The sequence below is a fragment of the Streptomyces sp. NPDC000348 genome, from assembly GCF_042898795.1.
In the GTDB taxonomy this organism is placed as follows: domain Bacteria; phylum Actinomycetota; class Actinomycetes; order Streptomycetales; family Streptomycetaceae; genus Streptomyces.
This window is the reverse complement of the sequence record NZ_JBIAZD010000001.1, coordinates 56,210-72,171: the sequence shown is the minus strand read 5'-3', so window position 1 is coordinate 72,171 and position 15,962 is coordinate 56,210. Positions and strand designations below refer to the sequence as shown.

Here is a 15,962-nt window from a genome sequence, read left to right as displayed (position 1 = left end):
GAGGACCGTCGTGAACCTGCTGCTCGCCGAGGTGGCCCAGGCCACCCAGCGGCTCGCCGACGCCGGTGTGCCCTCGCCGCGCACCGACGCGGAGGAGCTCGCCGCGTTCGTGCACGGCGTCAAGCGCGGCGAGCTGCACCACGTGAAGGACTCCGACTTCGACGCCCGGTACTGGGAGGTCATCGCCCGCCGCGAGGCCCGCGAGCCGCTCCAGCACATCACCGGGCGCGCGTACTTCCGCTACCTGGAGCTCCAGGTGGGGCCGGGGGTGTTCGTGCCGCGCCCCGAGACCGAGTCGGTGGTCGGCTGGGCGATAGACGCCGTCCGCGCCATGGACGTCGTCGAGCCGTGCATCGTCGACCTGTGCACCGGCTCGGGCGCCATCGCGCTGGCGCTGGCCCAGGAGGTGCCGCGCTCGCGCGTGTACGCCGTGGAGCTGTCCGAGGACGCCCTGACGTGGACCCGCAAGAACATGGAGGGGTCACGGGTCGAGCTGCGCCAGGGAGACGCCCTGACGGCCTTCCCGGACCTCGACGGCCAGGTCGACCTGGTCGTCTCCAATCCGCCGTACATCCCGCTCACCGAGTGGGAGTACGTCGCCCCGGAGGCCCGCGACTACGATCCCGACCTGGCCCTGTTCTCCGGTGAGGACGGACTCGACCTGATCCGCGGCCTGGAGCGCACCGCGCACCGGCTGCTGCGGCCCGGCGGGGTGGTCGTCGTGGAGCACGCCGACACCCAGGGCGGACAGGTGCCGTGGATCTTCGCCGAGGACCGCGGCTGGACCGACGCGGCCGACCACCCCGACCTGAACAACCGCCCCCGGTTCGCCACCGCCCGCAAGGCGCTGCCGTGAGCGTCCCGCATACTTCATCCCCCCAGCAGCACCCGTACGAGGAGGCCCGCTAGATGGCTCGCCGATACGACACCAACGACGCGACCGACCGCGCGACCGGTCTGCGCGAGGCCGCCTCCGCCGTCCGCCGGGGCGAGCTCGTGGTGCTGCCCACGGACACCGTGTACGGGATCGGCGCCGACGCGTTCACCTCGGAGGCCGTCGCCGATCTGCTGGAGGCCAAGGGCCGGGGCCGCAACATGCCCACGCCCGTCCTCATCGGCTCCCCGAACACCCTGCACGGCCTGGTCACCGACTTCTCCGAGATGGCCTGGGAACTGGTCGACGCGTTCTGGCCGGGCGCGCTGACCCTGGTCGCCAAGCACCAGCCGTCGCTCCAGTGGGACCTCGGGGACACCCGGGGCACGGTCGCCGTGCGGATGCCGCTGCACCCGGTCGCCATCGAGCTGCTCACCGAGGTCGGGCCCATGGCCGTGTCCTCGGCGAACCTGACCGGCCACCCGGCGCCGGAGAACTGCGACGCCGCGCAGGAGATGCTCGGCGACTCCGTCTCCGTGTACCTGGACGGCGGTCCGACCCCCGGCAACGTGCCCTCCTCGATCGTCGACGTCACCGGGCCCGTTCCCCTGCTGCTGCGCGAGGGCGCGATCCCGCCGGAGGAGCTGCGCAAGGTGGTACCCGACCTCGAGGTGGCGAATTGACGGCCCCTGAGTCGGGGCGTGGCATAGGCAACGGGGAATCCAGTGCGGAGATCACGACGACCTTCGGTTTTCCGCGCGACACCTTCCGCATCCTCCACGTCAGTACCGGAAACGTGTGCCGCTCGCCCATCACCGAGCGGCTGACCCGGCATTTCGTGAGCCAGCGGCTGGGGATCCTGGGCGGCGGGCTGATCGTGGAGAGCGCGGGCACCTGGGGGCACGAGGGCGCGCCGATGGAGGCCCACGCGGAGACCGTGCTGGCGGAGTTCGGGGCGGACGCGTCGGGGTTCGTGGGGCGTGAGCTGCTGGACGAGCACGTGATCCGGGCGGATCTGGTGCTGACGGCCACCCGGGACCACCGGGCGCAGGTCATCTCCATGGGGCACTCGGCGGGGCTGCGGACGTTCACGCTCAAGGAGTTCACCCGCCTGGTCAACGCCATCGACCCGGCGACCCTGCCGCCCCTGGACGAGGGGCTGGTCATGCGGGCCCGGGCGCTGGTGCGGGCTGCCGCGGCTCTACGCGGGTGGCTGCTGGCGCCGACCGCCGAGGCGGATGAGGTGTACGACCCGTACGGGGCGCCGTTGACGTTCTTCCAGTCCATCGGGGACGAGATATTCGAGGCGCTGGATCCTGTGGTGACGGCGTTGACCGGGGTGGCCGCTCGGGCGTAGGCGTCCGGCTGCCGGGGTGGATTTGCAGGGCCTCCGGCGTGGTTCCGCTGTGCCCGCCCTCCCCCATTGCCCGAAAGGCATGGGAGGTACCCCCATCGCCCTGCGGAACGACTGCCCACAGCGAGGCGAAACGACTGCCCGCGGCGAGGCGGGGCGGCTGTCCACAGCGGCGGTGGGGCGGGTGCGGCAGCGGGGGCGTTTTCCGGGGGTGCGGCCTACATTGGGCGTTATGACGGTCGGGCATGCCCTTGAGAGTGATGTGGTGCGGCGGCAGGACCCCGAGCTCGCCGATGTGCTGCTCGCGGAGCGTGAGCGGCAGTCGAGCACGCTCCAGCTGAACGCCGCCGAGAACTTCATGTCGCCGGCCGTGCTGGCCGCCCTCGGCTCACCGCTGGCCAACAAGTACGCCGAGGGATACCCCGGCAACCGGTACCACGGCGGCTGCGAGGTCGCCGACGTCGCCGAGCGCCTCGCCGTGGAGCGGGCCACGACGCTGTTCGGCGCCGAGCACGCCAACGTGCAGGCGCACTCCGGCTCGTCCGCCGTGCTCGCCGCGTACGCCGTCCTGCTGCGCCCCGGCGACACCGTCCTCGCCCTCGGCCTGCCCTACGGCGGTCATCTCACCCACGGTTCGCCCGCCAACTTCTCCGGCCGCTGGTTCGACTTCGTCGGCTACGGCGTGGACGCGGAGAGCGGGCTCGTCGACCACGACCAGGTCCGCGCCCTGGCCCGCAGCCACCGCCCCAAGGCGATCGTCTGCGGCTCCATCTCCTATCCGCGCCACCTCGACCACGCCTTCTTCCGCGAGGTCGCCGACGAGGTCGGCGCCTACCTCGTCGTGGACGCCGCGCACCCCATCGGCCTGGTCGCCGGGGGAGTGGCGCCCAGTCCGGTGCCGTACGCGGACATCGTGTGCGCGACGACGCACAAGGTGCTGCGGGGGCCGCGCGGCGGGATGATCCTGTGCGGCGGCGAGCTGGCCGAGCGGGTCGACCGTGCCGTCTTCCCCTTCACCCAGGGCGGTGCCCAGATGAACAGCGTCGCGGCCAAGGCCGTCGCGTTCGGGGAGGCGGCGAAACCGGCGTTCGCCGCGTACGCGCACCGGGTGGTCGCCAACGCGCGGACCCTGGCCGCCGCGCTGGCCGCCGAGGGGCTGGCCGTCACCACCGGCGGCACGGACACCCACCTGATCACCGCCGACCCGGCGCCGCTCGGCGTCGACGGACGCACCGCGCGCGGCCGGCTCGCGGCGGCCGGGCTCGTCCTGGACTGCTGCGCGCTTCCGCACGACGACGGCCGCGGGCTGCGTCTGGGCACCGCGGCGGTGACCACGCAGGGCATGGGAGCGCGGGAGATGACGTTCGTCGCGGGGCTCCTGGCGAGCGTCCTGCGGGGCGGCACCGAGCCCGCGCGGGCCCGGGAGGACGTACGGGAACTGGCCGCGGCGTTCCCGCCGTACCCCCGCTGAGCGGCCGGGTTCCGGGGTGGCGCGACGGACGCACAGTCACGCGTGCAACCATCGTCGCCACCCGGAAGTCCTCACCCGTATGCGTGCCTCGCTAGGGTGTGGGGCTGTGATGGCCAGCGAGACCTGTGGGGAAGCCCGTGCGTGAATACCTGCTGACGCTCTGCATCACGGCCGCGGTGACGTACCTGCTGACAGGGCCGGTACGGAAGTTCGCGATCGTGGCCGGGGCGATGCCGGAGATCCGGGCACGTGACGTGCACCGCGAACCCACTCCGAGGCTCGGCGGTATCGCCATGTTCTTCGGCCTGTGCGCGGGCCTGCTCGTCGCGGACCACCTCACCAACCTCAACCAGCTCTTCGAGAAGTCCAACGAGCCGCGGGCGCTGCTCTCCGGGGCGGCGCTGATCTGGCTGATCGGTGTGCTGGACGACAAGTTCGAGATCGACGCGCTGATCAAGCTGGGCGGCCAGATGATCGCCGCGGGTGTGATGGTCATGCAGGGTCTGACGATCCTGTGGCTGCCGATCCCGGGCGTCGGCTCGGTGGCGCTCACCCAGTGGCAGGGCACGCTGCTCACGGTGGCGCTGGTCGTCATCACCATCAACGCGGTCAACTTCGTGGACGGCCTGGACGGTCTCGCGGCCGGCATGGTGTGCATCGCGGCGGCGGCGTTCTTCCTGTACGCCTACCGCATCTGGTACTCGTACGGCATCGAGGCGGCCGCCCCGGCGACGCTGTTCTCGGCGATCCTGATGGGCATGTGCCTGGGCTTCCTGCCGCACAACATGCACCCGGCGCGGATCTTCATGGGCGACTCGGGATCGATGCTCATCGGCCTGGTGCTGGCCGCCGGCGCGATCTCCGTCACCGGGCAGGTCGACCCGGACGCGCTGAAGCTGTTCGCCGGTTCGGAGAAGGAGGCCGTGCACCAGACGGTGCCGGTCTACATCCCGCTGCTGCTGCCGCTGACCATCATCGCGGTGCCGGCCGCCGACCTGATCCTGGCGATCGTGCGGCGCACCTGGCGCGGCCAGTCGCCGTTCGCGGCGGACCGGGGGCATCTGCACCACCGGCTGCTGGAGATCGGCCACTCGCACAGCCGGGCGGTGCTGATCATGTACTTCTGGTCGGCGCTGATCGCCTTCGGCGCGCTGACCTACTCCGTGAACTCGGCGTCGATGTGGATCGTGCTGAGCGTCGTCATCCTCTCCACGCTCGGCCTCGTCCTGCTGCTGCTGCCCCGCTTCACCCCGCGCACCCCGCGCTGGGCGGAGGCCTTCGTGCCGCCGCGCTACCGCCGTCGCCGCCGGGTGACCCCGGCCGCCGCCGAGGACGCGTCGGCCCCGGCGGATCCCGGGGCCGACGACGAGCGCCGCGCCCCGGTCGCCGCGGGCGTCTCCGGCGTCAACGGCGCGACCGCCGTCGGCCCCCGCGCACGCCTGGCCGACCGATCACGGTCAAGGTAAGAATCCGACTAGAGCATTGCCAAGTCGTGGTGCCCCGATGGTTACCTGTTGGGGTGAGAAACGCCTCAATATCAGACAAAGAGGCCGGGTTCTCGCTCAGACGCGCAGATTCACTCTCATGTGTGACGGCGAGCACACCAAGCAGGTAAAGACTGCATCAAATAGTTTGTGATACCGTTCACGAGAACCCCGGAGAGAGCCAAGGAGCCGTAGTGCGACGGCTCACCGGCGCGAGGAATTCTCACTCGGCCCGGGGGTCTACGCTCGTCCATGACGACACCCTGCCCCCTGCGAAAAGCGGAGTTGCCGCCATGCCGTCCCATGACGCCCGGAACCTTCTGCAGTGCGCTGTGCCCACAGCGGCTGCCGGTGCGGTCGCCGTCGCCGTCAGCGCTGCGGTGGCCGGCGGCAAGGGTGCCCTCGGCGCGGCCGTGGGGGTCGTGCTCGCCATCCTGTTCATGGGGATCGGCCTGTACGTCCTGCAGTGGACGGCGAAATCGCTCCCGCAGCTGTTCCAGGCCATGGGGCTGATGCTCTACGTCGCACAGCTCCTGCTGCTCATGATCTTCGTCGCGATCTTCAAGGACACCTCGCTCTTCGATCCGAAGACGTTCGCGATCTCGCTCGTCGTGGCGACGCTCGTGTGGATGGCCGCGCAGGCCCGTGCGCACATGAAGGCCAAGCTCTTCTACGTCGATCCGGACTCCGCGAAGAGCGACAAGTCCGAGAAGACGGGGCCGTCGTCGTGACGGGTAGGGGCGCGATAAAGACCGGTGAGAACTCCTGCTATCGTCCGGTGCCAACTGCGGCATCGCGGGCGCGGGCATCCGAGCTGACGCCTGAGCGATCGCGAGGCTCGATGCCCCTCAGCCGCCCCCACATCCGTAACACCTGTCCGGTGCCGACCCGCGGACCTGTGCCGCGCCGACACAACGAGGTTGCCGTACCTATGCGTCACGCCGAAGGAGCCCGTGGTGAGTGCTGACCAGACCCAGCTCGCCTTTGACTGGAGCTGTCGGATCATGTCCGACAACGGGTGTGGTTTTCCGGCTCCGGGCCTGCACTCGTTCCTCTTCAAGCCGATCGCCACCGTCGGCGGGTTCGAGTTCAACAAGGTGATGCTGCTCGCGCTCATCACCACCGTCCTCGTCATCGGCTTCTTCTACGCCGCCTTCGGCAAGGCCAAGGTGGTGCCGGGCAAGCTGCAGATGGTCGGTGAGGCCGGCTACGACTTCGTCCGCCGCGGCATCGTCTACGAGACCCTGGGCAAGAAGGAGGGCGAGAAGTACGTCCCCCTCATGGTCTCGCTGTTCTTCTTCATCTGGATCATGAACATCTGGTCCGTGATCCCGCTGGCCCAGTTCCCGGTCTCCTCGATCATCGCGTTCCCGGCGGTGCTCGCCGCGATCGTCTACGTGGTGTGGCTCGGGCTCACGTTCAAGAAGCACGGCTTCGCGGGCGGGTTCAAGAACCTGACCGGTTACGACAAGTCGCTCGGCCCGGTGCTGCCGCTCGTCGTGGTCATCGAGTTCTTCTCGAACGTCCTCGTGCGGCCCTTCACCCACGCGGTCCGACTCTTCGCCAACATGTTCGCCGGCCACCTGCTGCTCGTGATGTTCACCGTCGCCAGCTGGTACCTGCTGAACAGCTACATGATCCCGGCGGCGGGCGTCTCGTTCCTCATGACCGTCGTCATGATCCTCTTCGAGCTCTTCGTCCAGGCCGTCCAGGCGTACGTCTTCGTACTGCTGGCCTGTTCCTACGTTCAGGGCGCTCTCGCCGAGCACCACTGAGCCGTCCCACCACCCCGCACCTCCAGTCGTCCGGTGGCCAACCCCCACCGGTCCATGTAAAGAGAAGGAAGATCCAGCATGGCTGCCACTGAGACCCTCGCCGCTGTCTCCGGCTCCCTCGGCTCCATCGGTTACGGCCTCGCCGCCATCGGCCCTGGTATCGGCATCGGCATCATCTTCGGCAACGGCACCCAGGCCCTCGCCCGTCAGCCCGAGGCGGCCGGTCTGATCCGCGCCAACCAGATCCTCGGCTTCGCCTTCTGTGAGGCGCTCGCCCTCATCGGCATCGTTATGCCGTTCGTGTTCGGCCAGTAAGAGCCCTTACTCACCGACACGTTTCGACGAAAGGCACTGATGTGATCGCCAACCTGGTACAGCTGGCGGCCGAGGAGGAGCAGAACCCGCTCCTGCCTCCGGGCCCCGAGCTGCTCGTCGGCACCATCGCCTTCGCCATCGTGTTCTTCTTCTTCTGGAAGAAGCTGCTCCCGAACATCAACAAGGTTCTGGAGGAGCGCCGCACGGCGATCGAAGGCGGTATCGAAGAGGCCGAGGCCATGAAGGTCGAGGCCCAGAGCGTCCTTGAGCAGTACAAGGCTCAGCTCGCCGAGGCCCGGCACGAGGCCGCGCGTCTGCGCCAGGAGGCGCAGGAGCAGGGTGCCGCGCTCATCGCCGAGATGCGGGCCGAGGGCCAGCGCCAGCGCGAGGAGATCGTCGCCGCCGGACACGCGCAGATCGAGGCCGACCGCAAGGTCGCCGCGTCCGCGCTCCGTCAGGACGTCGGCAAGCTCGCCACCGACCTGGCCGGCAAGCTCGTCGGCGAGTCCCTCGAGGACCACGCCCGGCAGAGCCGCGTGATCGACCGCTTCCTCGACGAGCTCGACCAGAAGGCCGAGGCCGCGCGATGAACGGAGCGAGCCGCGAGGCCCTGGCAGCCGCACGTGAGCGTCTCGACGCGCTGACGGACTCCACGTCCGTGGACGCGGCCGTGCTCGCCGACGAGCTGGCCGCCGTCACCGCGCTGCTCGACCGCGAGGTGTCGCTGCGTCGGGTCCTCACCGACCCGGCGCAGGCCGGTGAGGCCAAGGCCGACCTGGCCCGGCGCCTGCTCGGCTCGCAGGTCGGCGGTCCGACCGCGGACCTCGTCTCCGGCATGGTGCGTTCCCGCTGGTCGCAGTCGCGCGACCTGGTGGACGCGCTGGAGGAGCTGGCCGCCGTGGCCGACCTCACCGTCGCCCAGCGGTCCGGCGCGCTCGACGACGTCGAGGACGAGCTGTTCCGGTTCGGCCGGATCGTCTCCTCCAACACGGAGCTGCGTGCCGCGCTGACCAACCGGAGCGCCACCGCCTCCGCCAAGGGCGAGCTGCTGCGCAGCCTGCTGGGCGGCCGGGCGAACGCGGCCACCGGGCGTCTGGTCACGCGTCTTGTGACCGCGCCGCGTGGACGTAGCCTGGAGTCGGGACTGGAGTCCCTGTCCAAGCTCGCCGCCGACCGCCGCGACCGCATGGTGGCCGTCGTCACCTCCGCGGTGCCGCTGAGCGACCGGCAGAAGCAGCGCCTGGGCGACGCCCTCGCGAAGCTCTACGGCCGCCGGATGCACCTCAACCTCGACGTCGACCCCCAGGTCCTCGGCGGGATCCGGGTGCAGGTCGGTGACGAGGTCATCAACGGCTCCCTCGCGGACCGGCTCGAGGACGCCAGCCGTCGGCTGGCCGGCTGAGCAGCACATTTCTTCATAGCAGTACGCAGTAATTACGGCCCTGGTTGGGCCGTGCAGAGGATTCACCTCGTATCGGGGGGAGTCCCCATACCCCCCAAGTGAAACTTCGGGCCCAACAAGGAGAGCAGGGAACTCAGATGGCGGAGCTCACGATCCGGCCGGAGGAGATCCGGGACGCGCTGGAGAACTTCGTCCAGTCGTACAAGCCGGACGCGGCCTCGCGCGAGGAGGTCGGTACGGTCACCCTTGCCGGCGACGGCATCGCCAAGGTCGAGGGCCTTCCCTCGGCCATGGCCAACGAGCTGCTGAAGTTCGAGGACGGCACCCTCGGCCTCGCCCTCAACCTCGAGGAGCGCGAGATCGGTGCCATCGTCCTCGGTGAGTTCAGCGGTATCGAGGAGGGCCAGCCGGTCACCCGTACCGGCGAGGTGCTGTCCGTCGCCGTCGGCGAGGGCTACCTCGGCCGCGTGGTCGACCCGCTCGGCAACCCGATCGACGGCCTCGGCGAGATCGAGACCGAGGGCCGTCGCGCCCTCGAACTGCAGGCCCCCACGGTCATGCAGCGCAAGTCGGTGCACGAGCCGATGGAGACGGGCTACAAGGCCGTCGACGCCATGACCCCGATCGGCCGTGGTCAGCGCCAGCTGATCATCGGTGACCGTCAGACCGGCAAGACCGCCCTGGCCGTCGACACGATCATCAACCAGCGTGACAACTGGCGCACCGGCGACCCGAAGAAGCAGGTCCGCTGCATCTACGTCGCCATCGGCCAGAAGGGCTCCACCATCGCGTCGGTCCGCCGCGCGCTGGAGGAGAACGGCGCACTGGAGTACACGACCATCGTCGCCGCCCCGGCGTCCGACCCGGCCGGCTTCAAGTACCTGGCGCCGTACACCGGTTCGGCCATCGGCCAGCAGTGGATGTACGAGGGCAAGCACGTCCTGATCATCTTCGACGACCTGTCGAAGCAGGCCGACGCCTACCGCGCCGTGTCCCTGCTGCTGCGCCGCCCGCCGGGCCGCGAGGCCTACCCGGGTGACGTCTTCTACCTGCACTCCCGTCTGCTGGAGCGCTGCGCCAAGCTCTCCGACGACATGGGCGCGGGCTCGATGACCGGTCTGCCGATCGTCGAGACCAAGGCCAACGACGTGTCGGCGTTCATCCCGACCAACGTCATCTCCATCACCGACGGCCAGTGCTTCCTGGAGTCGGACCTGTTCAACGCCGGTCAGCGCCCCGCGCTGAACGTCGGTATCTCCGTCTCCCGAGTCGGCGGTTCCGCGCAGCACAAGGCGATGAAGCAGGTCTCCGGCCGTCTGCGCGTGGACCTCGCCCAGTTCCGTGAGCTGGAGGCGTTCGCCGCCTTCGGTTCCGACCTGGACGCCGCGTCCAAGGCGCAGCTGGAGCGCGGTCAGCGCATGGTCGAGCTGCTGAAGCAGGACCAGTACCAGCCGATGTCCACCGAGGACCAGGTCGTCTCCGTCTGGGCCGGTACCACCGGCAAGATGGACGAGGTGCCGGTCGCCGACATCCGCCGCTTCGAGAAGGAGCTCCTCGAGTACCTGCACCGCCAGGAGCAGGGCCTCATGACCTCCATCCGCGAGGGCGGCAAGATGTCCGACGACACCCTGCAGGCCGTGGCCGAGGCGATCACGGCCTTCAAGAAGCAGTTCGAGACGAGCGACGGCAAGCTGCTCGGCGAGGACGCCCCGTCCGCCGCCAAGTGACGTAAGGAAGGGACCTGACTCATGGGAGCCCAGCTCCGGGTCTACAAGCGTCGCATCCGATCCGTCACCGCGACCAAGAAGATCACCAAGGCGATGGAGATGATCGCCGCCTCGCGCGTCGTCAAGGCGCAGCGCAAGGTGGCGGCCTCCACGCCGTACGCGCGGGAGCTCACCCGCGCGGTCACGGCGGTCGGAACCGGGTCGAACACCAAGCATCCGCTCACCACGGAGGCGGAGAACCCGACCCGTGCCGCGGTCCTGCTCCTCACGAGCGACCGCGGTCTGGCCGGCGCCTTCAACTCCAACGCCATCAAGGCGGCGGAGCAGCTGACCGAGCGCCTGGAGCGCGAGGGCAAGCAGGTCGTCACCTACATCGTCGGCCGGCGCGGTGTCGCCCACTACAACTTCCGCGAGCGCACGATCGCGGAGACGTTCACGGGCTTCACAGACGAGCCCTCGTACGCGGACGCCAAGAAGGTCGCGGCCCCGCTCATCGAGGCGCTCCAGACGGAGACGGCGGACGGCGGCGTGGACGAGCTCCACATCGTCTACACCGAGTTCGTGTCGATGATGACGCAGACGGCGGTCGACTCCCGGATGCTTCCGCTGCGCCTCGAAGAGGTCGCCGAGGAGACGTCCACCAAGGGCGAGATCCTGCCGCTGTACGACTTCGAGCCCTCGGCGGAGGACGTCCTCGACGCCCTGCTGCCGCGGTACGTCGAGAGCCGGATCTACAACGCGCTGCTCCAGTCGGCCGCTTCGAAGCACGCCGCCACGCGGCGCGCGATGAAGTCGGCCACCGACAACGCGGGCGAGCTGATCAACACGCTCTCCCGTCTTGCCAACGCGGCCCGCCAGGCCGAAATCACCCAGGAAATCAGCGAGATCGTCGGTGGCGCCAGCGCTCTGGCCGACGCGACCGCGGGGAGTGACAGCTAATGACCACCACTGTTGAGACCGCGACGGCCACGGGCCGCGTCGCCCGGGTCATCGGCCCGGTCGTCGACGTGGAGTTCCCCGTCGACGCGATGCCGGACATCTACAACGCCCTCCACGTCCAGGTCGCCGACCCGGCCAAGGAGGGTGAGCTCAAGACGCTGACCCTGGAGGTCGCCCAGCACCTGGGTGACGGCCTGGTCCGCACCATCTCCATGCAGCCCACCGACGGTCTGGTCCGCCAGGCCCCGGTGACCGACACGGGCTCCGCCATCTCGGTGCCGGTCGGCGACTTCACCACCGGCAAGGTGTTCAACACCCTCGGTGAGGTGCTGAACGTCGACGAGCAGTACACGGGTGAGCGCTGGCCGATCCACCGCAAGGCGCCCAACTTCGACGAGCTCGAGTCGAAGACCGAGATGTTCGAGACCGGCGTCAAGGTCATCGACCTCCTCACCCCGTACGTCAAGGGTGGAAAGATCGGTCTGTTCGGCGGTGCCGGCGTCGGCAAGACGGTGCTCATCCAGGAGATGATCTACCGCGTCGCCAACAACCACGACGGTGTGTCGGTCTTCGCCGGTGTCGGTGAGCGCACCCGTGAGGGCAACGACCTCATCGACGAGATGAGCGAGTCGGGCGTCATCGACAAGACCGCGCTGGTCTTCGGCCAGATGGACGAGCCCCCGGGCACCCGTCTGCGCGTGGCGCTGGCCGGTCTGACCATGGCGGAGTACTTCCGCGATGTGCAGAAGCAGGACGTGCTGTTCTTCATCGACAACATCTTCCGCTTCACCCAGGCCGGTTCCGAGGTGTCGACCCTGCTCGGCCGCATGCCCTCCGCGGTGGGCTACCAGCCGAACCTGGCCGACGAGATGGGTCTCCTCCAGGAGCGCATCACCTCGACCCGCGGTCACTCGATCACCTCGATGCAGGCGATCTACGTCCCCGCGGACGACCTGACCGACCCGGCGCCGGCCACCACCTTCGCCCACCTCGACGCGACGACGGTGCTCTCCCGTCCGATCTCGGAGAAGGGCATCTACCCGGCCGTGGACCCGCTGGACTCCACGTCCCGGATCCTGGACCCGCGCTACATCGCGCAGGACCACTACAACGCGGCCATGCGCGTGAAGAACATCCTGCAGAAGTACAAGGACCTGCAGGACATCATCGCGATCCTCGGTATCGACGAGCTCGGCGAGGAGGACAAGCTCGTCGTCCACCGTGCCCGTCGCGTGGAGCGCTTCCTGTCCCAGAACACCCATGTCGCCAAGCAGTTCACCGGCGTGGACGGTTCGGACGTGCCGCTGGACGAGTCGATCGCCGCGTTCAACGCGATCTGCGACGGTGAGTACGACCACTTCCCGGAGCAGGCGTTCTTCATGTGCGGTGGCATCGAGGACCTGAAGAAGAACGCGAAGGAGCTGGGCGTCTCCTGAGCATCAGGCTCACCGTGAACCCCTGAGGGTTCACACCTGAGGGGGCGGGTGCGTCCCGTCCCCTCAGCCACGCCCCTTAGACTTGTAACCAACACCCGGCACAACCGCCGGGTGGTGACCCGAGGAGCCACCTTGGCTGCTGAGCTGCACGTCGCGCTGGTCGCGGCCGACCGAGAGGTCTGGTCCGGCGAGGCCACCCTGGTCGTCGCGCGCACCACGTCCGGCGACATCGGCGTCATGCCCGGTCACCAGCCGCTGCTCGGTGTGCTGGAGTCGGGCCCGGTGACCATCCGTACGCGTGAGGGCGGGACGGTCGTCGCCGCGGTGCACGGCGGTTTCATCTCGTTCGCGGACGACAAGCTGTCGCTGCTGGCCGAGATCGCCGAGCTGTCGGACGAGATCGACGTCCAGAGCGCGGAGCAGGAACTCGCCCGCGCGAAGGCGGAGGACGACACCGAGGCCGAGCGCCGTGCGGATGTCCGTCTGCGGGCGGCGTCGGCAGGACGCTGACACCGCGCGGTGGGATGACGTGACTCAGCCGCGGCCGGCACCGGAGCGATCCGGAGCCGGTCGCGGCTGAGGCAGATCTGGATGATTTTTCCGTTCCGTTACCTAGGAGACGAGGAGGTCGGTGCCGATGGTCCTCGCTCTGACTGTGTGCGGAATCGTCGTGGTGCTAGCGCTGGTGGGGCTCTTCGTCTTCGGACTGCGCCGCCGCCTCATCCAGCGCTCCGGCGGAACGTTCGACTGCAGCCTGCGCTGGGACGCGCCCGAGTCGGGCGACTCCGGCGGCAAGGGCTGGGCGTACGGGGTGGCACGTTACAACGGTGACCGGGTCGAGTGGTTCCGGGTGTTCTCCTACGCGCCCCGTCCGCGCCGCGTCCTGGAGCGTTCCGCGATCGAGGTGGCCGGCCGCCGTCTGCCCGAGGGCGAGGAGGAGCTGGCGCTGCTGTCGGACTCGGTGGTCCTCGCCTGTCTGCACCGGGGGACGCGTCTGGAACTCGCGATGAGCGAGGACGCGCTGACCGGTTTCCTCGCGTGGCTCGAGGCGGCCCCGCCCGGACAGAGGGTGAACGTCGCGTAGAGCGGCGTTCGGGGTCCCGCTGGGTGGGGGCGCCCCCGGCGGCGGAGCTGTTGGGGGAGGGTGAATGTGGCGTAAACACGTTCACCCTCCCCCGGACGAAGTCCGGAGAAGGGTGAAGGTCGCGCAGTGCCGCTCGAGGGTTACTTCAGGCCGCTGTCGATGGCGGTCACCAGTTCGCCGTTCGTGGTGTCGCCGCTGAACTCCCAGAAGAAGGCACCGCCCAGGCCCTGGTTCTTGGCCCAGGACATCTTCCCGGAGATCGTCGACGGGGTGTCGTAGGACCACCAGTTGGTGCCGCAGTGGGCGTACGCCGTGCCGGCGATGGTGCCGGTGGCCGGGCAGGAGTTCTTCAGGACCTTGTAGTCCTCGATGCCCGGCTCGTAGGTGCCCGGGGCCGCGCCGGTCGCCGAGCCGCCGGGGGCGGACTGGGTGACACCGGTCCAGCCGCGGCCGTAGAAGCCGATGCCGAGCAGCAGCTTGGCGGACGGGACGCCCTTCGACTTCAGCTTGGCGATCGCGTCGGCCGAGTTGAAGCCGGCCTGCGGGATGCCGTTGTATGAGGTGAGCGGCGAGTGCGGGGCCGTCGGACCCTGCGCGTTGAAGGCGCCGAAGTAGTCGTACGTCATCACGTTGTACCAGTCGAGGTACTGGGCGGCGCCGCCGTAGTCGGCCGCGTCGATCTTGCCGCCGTTCGAGCCGTCGGCGGTGATGGCGGCGGTGACCAGGTAGTCCTTGCCGAACTCGGCGCGCAGGGCCTGCGAGAGGTTCTTGAAGGCCGCGGGCCCGCTGCTGTCACAGGTGAGACCGCAGGCGTTCGGGTACTCCCAGTCGATGTCGATGCCGTCGAAGACATCGGCCCAGCGCGGGTCCTCCACGACCTGCTTGCAGGACTTGGCGAAGGCGGCCGGGTTCTGCGCGGCCTGGCCGAAGCCGCCGGAGTAGGTCCAGCCGCCGAAGGAGTACAGCACCTTGATGTGCGGGTACTTCGCCTTCAGCTGGCGCAGCTGGTTGAAGTTGCCGCGCAGCGGCTGGTCCCAGGTGTCGGCGGTGCCGCTGACGGACTGGTCGGCGGTGTAGGCCTTGTCGTAGGCGGCGTAGGTGTCGTCGACGGTGCACTGGCCGTTCTTGACGTTGCCGAACGCGTAGTTGATGTGGGTGATCTTGGCGGCGGAGCCGGACGTCACCAGGTTCTTGACGTGGTAGTTGCGGCCGTAGACGCCCCACTCGGTGAAGTAGCCGAGCTTGACCTTGTCGCCGGTGGGCGGCGGCTCCTCGGTGGTGCCGGTGGTGCGCACCTTCACCGCGCCGCTGGCCGGGCCGGTCTGGTCGCCGGTGTCACGGGCCCGCACGGTGTACGAGTAGTCGGTGCCCTTGCTGAGACCGGTGTCCGTGTACGAGGTGCCGGTCACGGTGGCGACCTTGGCGCCGTCGCGCAGCACGTCGTAGTTCTTGACGCCCTTGTCGTCGGTCGCCGCCGACCAGGACAGCTTCACCGAGGTGTCGGTGATGTCCGAGGCGGTGGGGGTGCCGGGCGCGGAGGGGGCCGCGTCGCCGGGGACGGAGGTGCCGTCGCAGCTGCCGCCGTTGAGCCTGCAGCCGGCGGGGGCGCCGGAGCCGCTGCCGTTGAAGCCGAAGGAGACCGACGCCCCGGGGGCGAGGGTGCCGTTCCAGCCGAGGTTCTTGGCGGTCCAGTGGTCGCCGGAGCTGGTGACGGTGGCGTCCCAGGCGGAGGTGACCTTGGTGCCGGAGGGGAAGTCCCACTCGAGGGTCCAGGAGCTGAGGGTCGTGGTGCCGGTGTTCTTCACCGTCCACTTGCCCTCGAAGCCGGAGCCCCAGTCCTGGGTCTTGGCGTAGGTGGCGGTCGCCGAGGTGGCGGCCTGGGCGGGGCTCGCGAGGCCGACGAGGCCGGCGAAGGGGAGCAGCAGGGACGCGAACCCTGCGGCGGCTCTGTGTCTGAAGCGCATGCTGCGCCTCCTTATGGGGGAGAAGCCGTCGGGGGCGTGACTGAGCCATCACGCCCGCAGTGTCCGCGAGAATAGAAAGGTCTGGACCACGGGTCAATAGGTCTGGACCACTGTCCCCGGAACTCGTGCCGGCTTCC

Annotated in this window: 16 protein-coding genes; 15 read left to right on the top strand and 1 reads right to left on the bottom strand. The window is 69.3% G+C overall.

Translation table 11 applies throughout. The features are described from left to right. Window positions 1-10: 10 nt before the first annotated feature. From prmC to ACFY3N_RS00290, 15 genes are all read left to right on the top strand, one after another. The gene (gene prmC / locus ACFY3N_RS00360; protein ID WP_361745018.1) at window positions 11-856 is read left to right on the top strand and encodes a peptide chain release factor N(5)-glutamine methyltransferase; all 846 of its coding nucleotides are present in this window, start codon (window positions 11-13) and stop codon (window positions 854-856) included. Window positions 857-909: 53 nt separating this feature from the next. Then, entirely contained in the window at window positions 910-1,557 is a 648-nt protein-coding gene (locus tag ACFY3N_RS00355; protein WP_390814420.1) for an L-threonylcarbamoyladenylate synthase, read from the top strand. After that, entirely contained in the window at window positions 1,554-2,231 is a 678-nt protein-coding gene (locus tag ACFY3N_RS00350; RefSeq protein ID WP_390814419.1) for a protein-tyrosine-phosphatase, read from the top strand. Before ACFY3N_RS00355 ends, ACFY3N_RS00350 begins: the two co-directional genes overlap by 4 nt. Window positions 2,232-2,460: 229 nt before the next feature. Beyond that, window positions 2,461-3,699: a serine hydroxymethyltransferase gene (gene glyA, locus ACFY3N_RS00345; RefSeq protein ID WP_390814418.1), complete on the top strand. Its 1,239-nt coding sequence runs from the start codon at window positions 2,461-2,463 to the stop codon at window positions 3,697-3,699. A 137-nt stretch (window positions 3,700-3,836) separates the two neighbouring features. Then, window positions 3,837-5,165 carry an MraY family glycosyltransferase gene (locus ACFY3N_RS00340; RefSeq protein WP_390814417.1) on the top strand — a complete coding sequence of 443 codons (1,329 nt, stop codon included), beginning with the start codon at window positions 3,837-3,839 and terminating at the stop codon, window positions 5,163-5,165. 311 nt (window positions 5,166-5,476) lie between these two features. Further along, window positions 5,477-5,914 (top strand): hypothetical protein, encoded by a 438-nt coding sequence (locus tag ACFY3N_RS00335; protein WP_390814416.1) that lies wholly within the window; start codon window positions 5,477-5,479, stop codon window positions 5,912-5,914. Between the two features lie 273 nt (window positions 5,915-6,187). Continuing rightward, window positions 6,188-6,958 carry a F0F1 ATP synthase subunit A gene (atpB, locus tag ACFY3N_RS00330; protein WP_390815010.1) on the top strand — a complete coding sequence of 257 codons (771 nt, stop codon included), beginning with the start codon at window positions 6,188-6,190 and terminating at the stop codon, window positions 6,956-6,958. Window positions 6,959-7,036: 78 nt separating this feature from the next. Beyond that, window positions 7,037-7,273: an ATP synthase F0 subunit C gene (gene atpE, locus ACFY3N_RS00325; protein ID WP_159535807.1), complete on the top strand. Its 237-nt coding sequence runs from the start codon at window positions 7,037-7,039 to the stop codon at window positions 7,271-7,273. Between the two features lie 41 nt (window positions 7,274-7,314). Continuing rightward, complete coding sequence (locus ACFY3N_RS00320) at window positions 7,315-7,863, top strand: F0F1 ATP synthase subunit B (protein ID WP_390814415.1); 549 nt, start codon at window positions 7,315-7,317, stop codon at window positions 7,861-7,863. Then, window positions 7,860-8,675, top strand: coding sequence for a F0F1 ATP synthase subunit delta (locus ACFY3N_RS00315; protein ID WP_390814414.1), 816 nt, complete (start codon window positions 7,860-7,862; stop codon window positions 8,673-8,675). The genes ACFY3N_RS00320 and ACFY3N_RS00315 overlap by 4 nt, the downstream gene beginning before the upstream one ends. A 137-nt stretch (window positions 8,676-8,812) precedes the next feature. Further along, window positions 8,813-10,402 carry a F0F1 ATP synthase subunit alpha gene (gene atpA, locus ACFY3N_RS00310; RefSeq protein ID WP_390814413.1) on the top strand — a complete coding sequence of 530 codons (1,590 nt, stop codon included), beginning with the start codon at window positions 8,813-8,815 and terminating at the stop codon, window positions 10,400-10,402. 21 nt (window positions 10,403-10,423) lie between these two features. Continuing rightward, window positions 10,424-11,341 carry a F0F1 ATP synthase subunit gamma gene (locus tag ACFY3N_RS00305; protein WP_390814412.1) on the top strand — a complete coding sequence of 306 codons (918 nt, stop codon included), beginning with the start codon at window positions 10,424-10,426 and terminating at the stop codon, window positions 11,339-11,341. Next, entirely contained in the window at window positions 11,341-12,777 is a 1,437-nt protein-coding gene (gene atpD / locus ACFY3N_RS00300; RefSeq protein WP_386018774.1) for a F0F1 ATP synthase subunit beta, read from the top strand. Before ACFY3N_RS00305 ends, atpD begins: the two co-directional genes overlap by 1 nt. 132 nt (window positions 12,778-12,909) lie before the next feature. Continuing rightward, window positions 12,910-13,287: a F0F1 ATP synthase subunit epsilon gene (locus tag ACFY3N_RS00295; RefSeq protein ID WP_217131081.1), complete on the top strand. Its 378-nt coding sequence runs from the start codon at window positions 12,910-12,912 to the stop codon at window positions 13,285-13,287. A 127-nt stretch (window positions 13,288-13,414) separates the two neighbouring features. After that, window positions 13,415-13,861 carry a DUF2550 domain-containing protein gene (locus tag ACFY3N_RS00290; protein ID WP_390814411.1) on the top strand — a complete coding sequence of 149 codons (447 nt, stop codon included), beginning with the start codon at window positions 13,415-13,417 and terminating at the stop codon, window positions 13,859-13,861. A gap of 140 nt (window positions 13,862-14,001) precedes the next feature. On the opposite strand, the gene ACFY3N_RS00285 is transcribed toward ACFY3N_RS00290, so the two are convergent. Next, window positions 14,002-15,825 (bottom strand): glycosyl hydrolase family 18 protein, encoded by a 1,824-nt coding sequence (locus ACFY3N_RS00285; protein ID WP_390814410.1) that lies wholly within the window; start codon window positions 15,823-15,825, stop codon window positions 14,002-14,004. Window positions 15,826-15,962 lie beyond the last annotated feature (137 nt).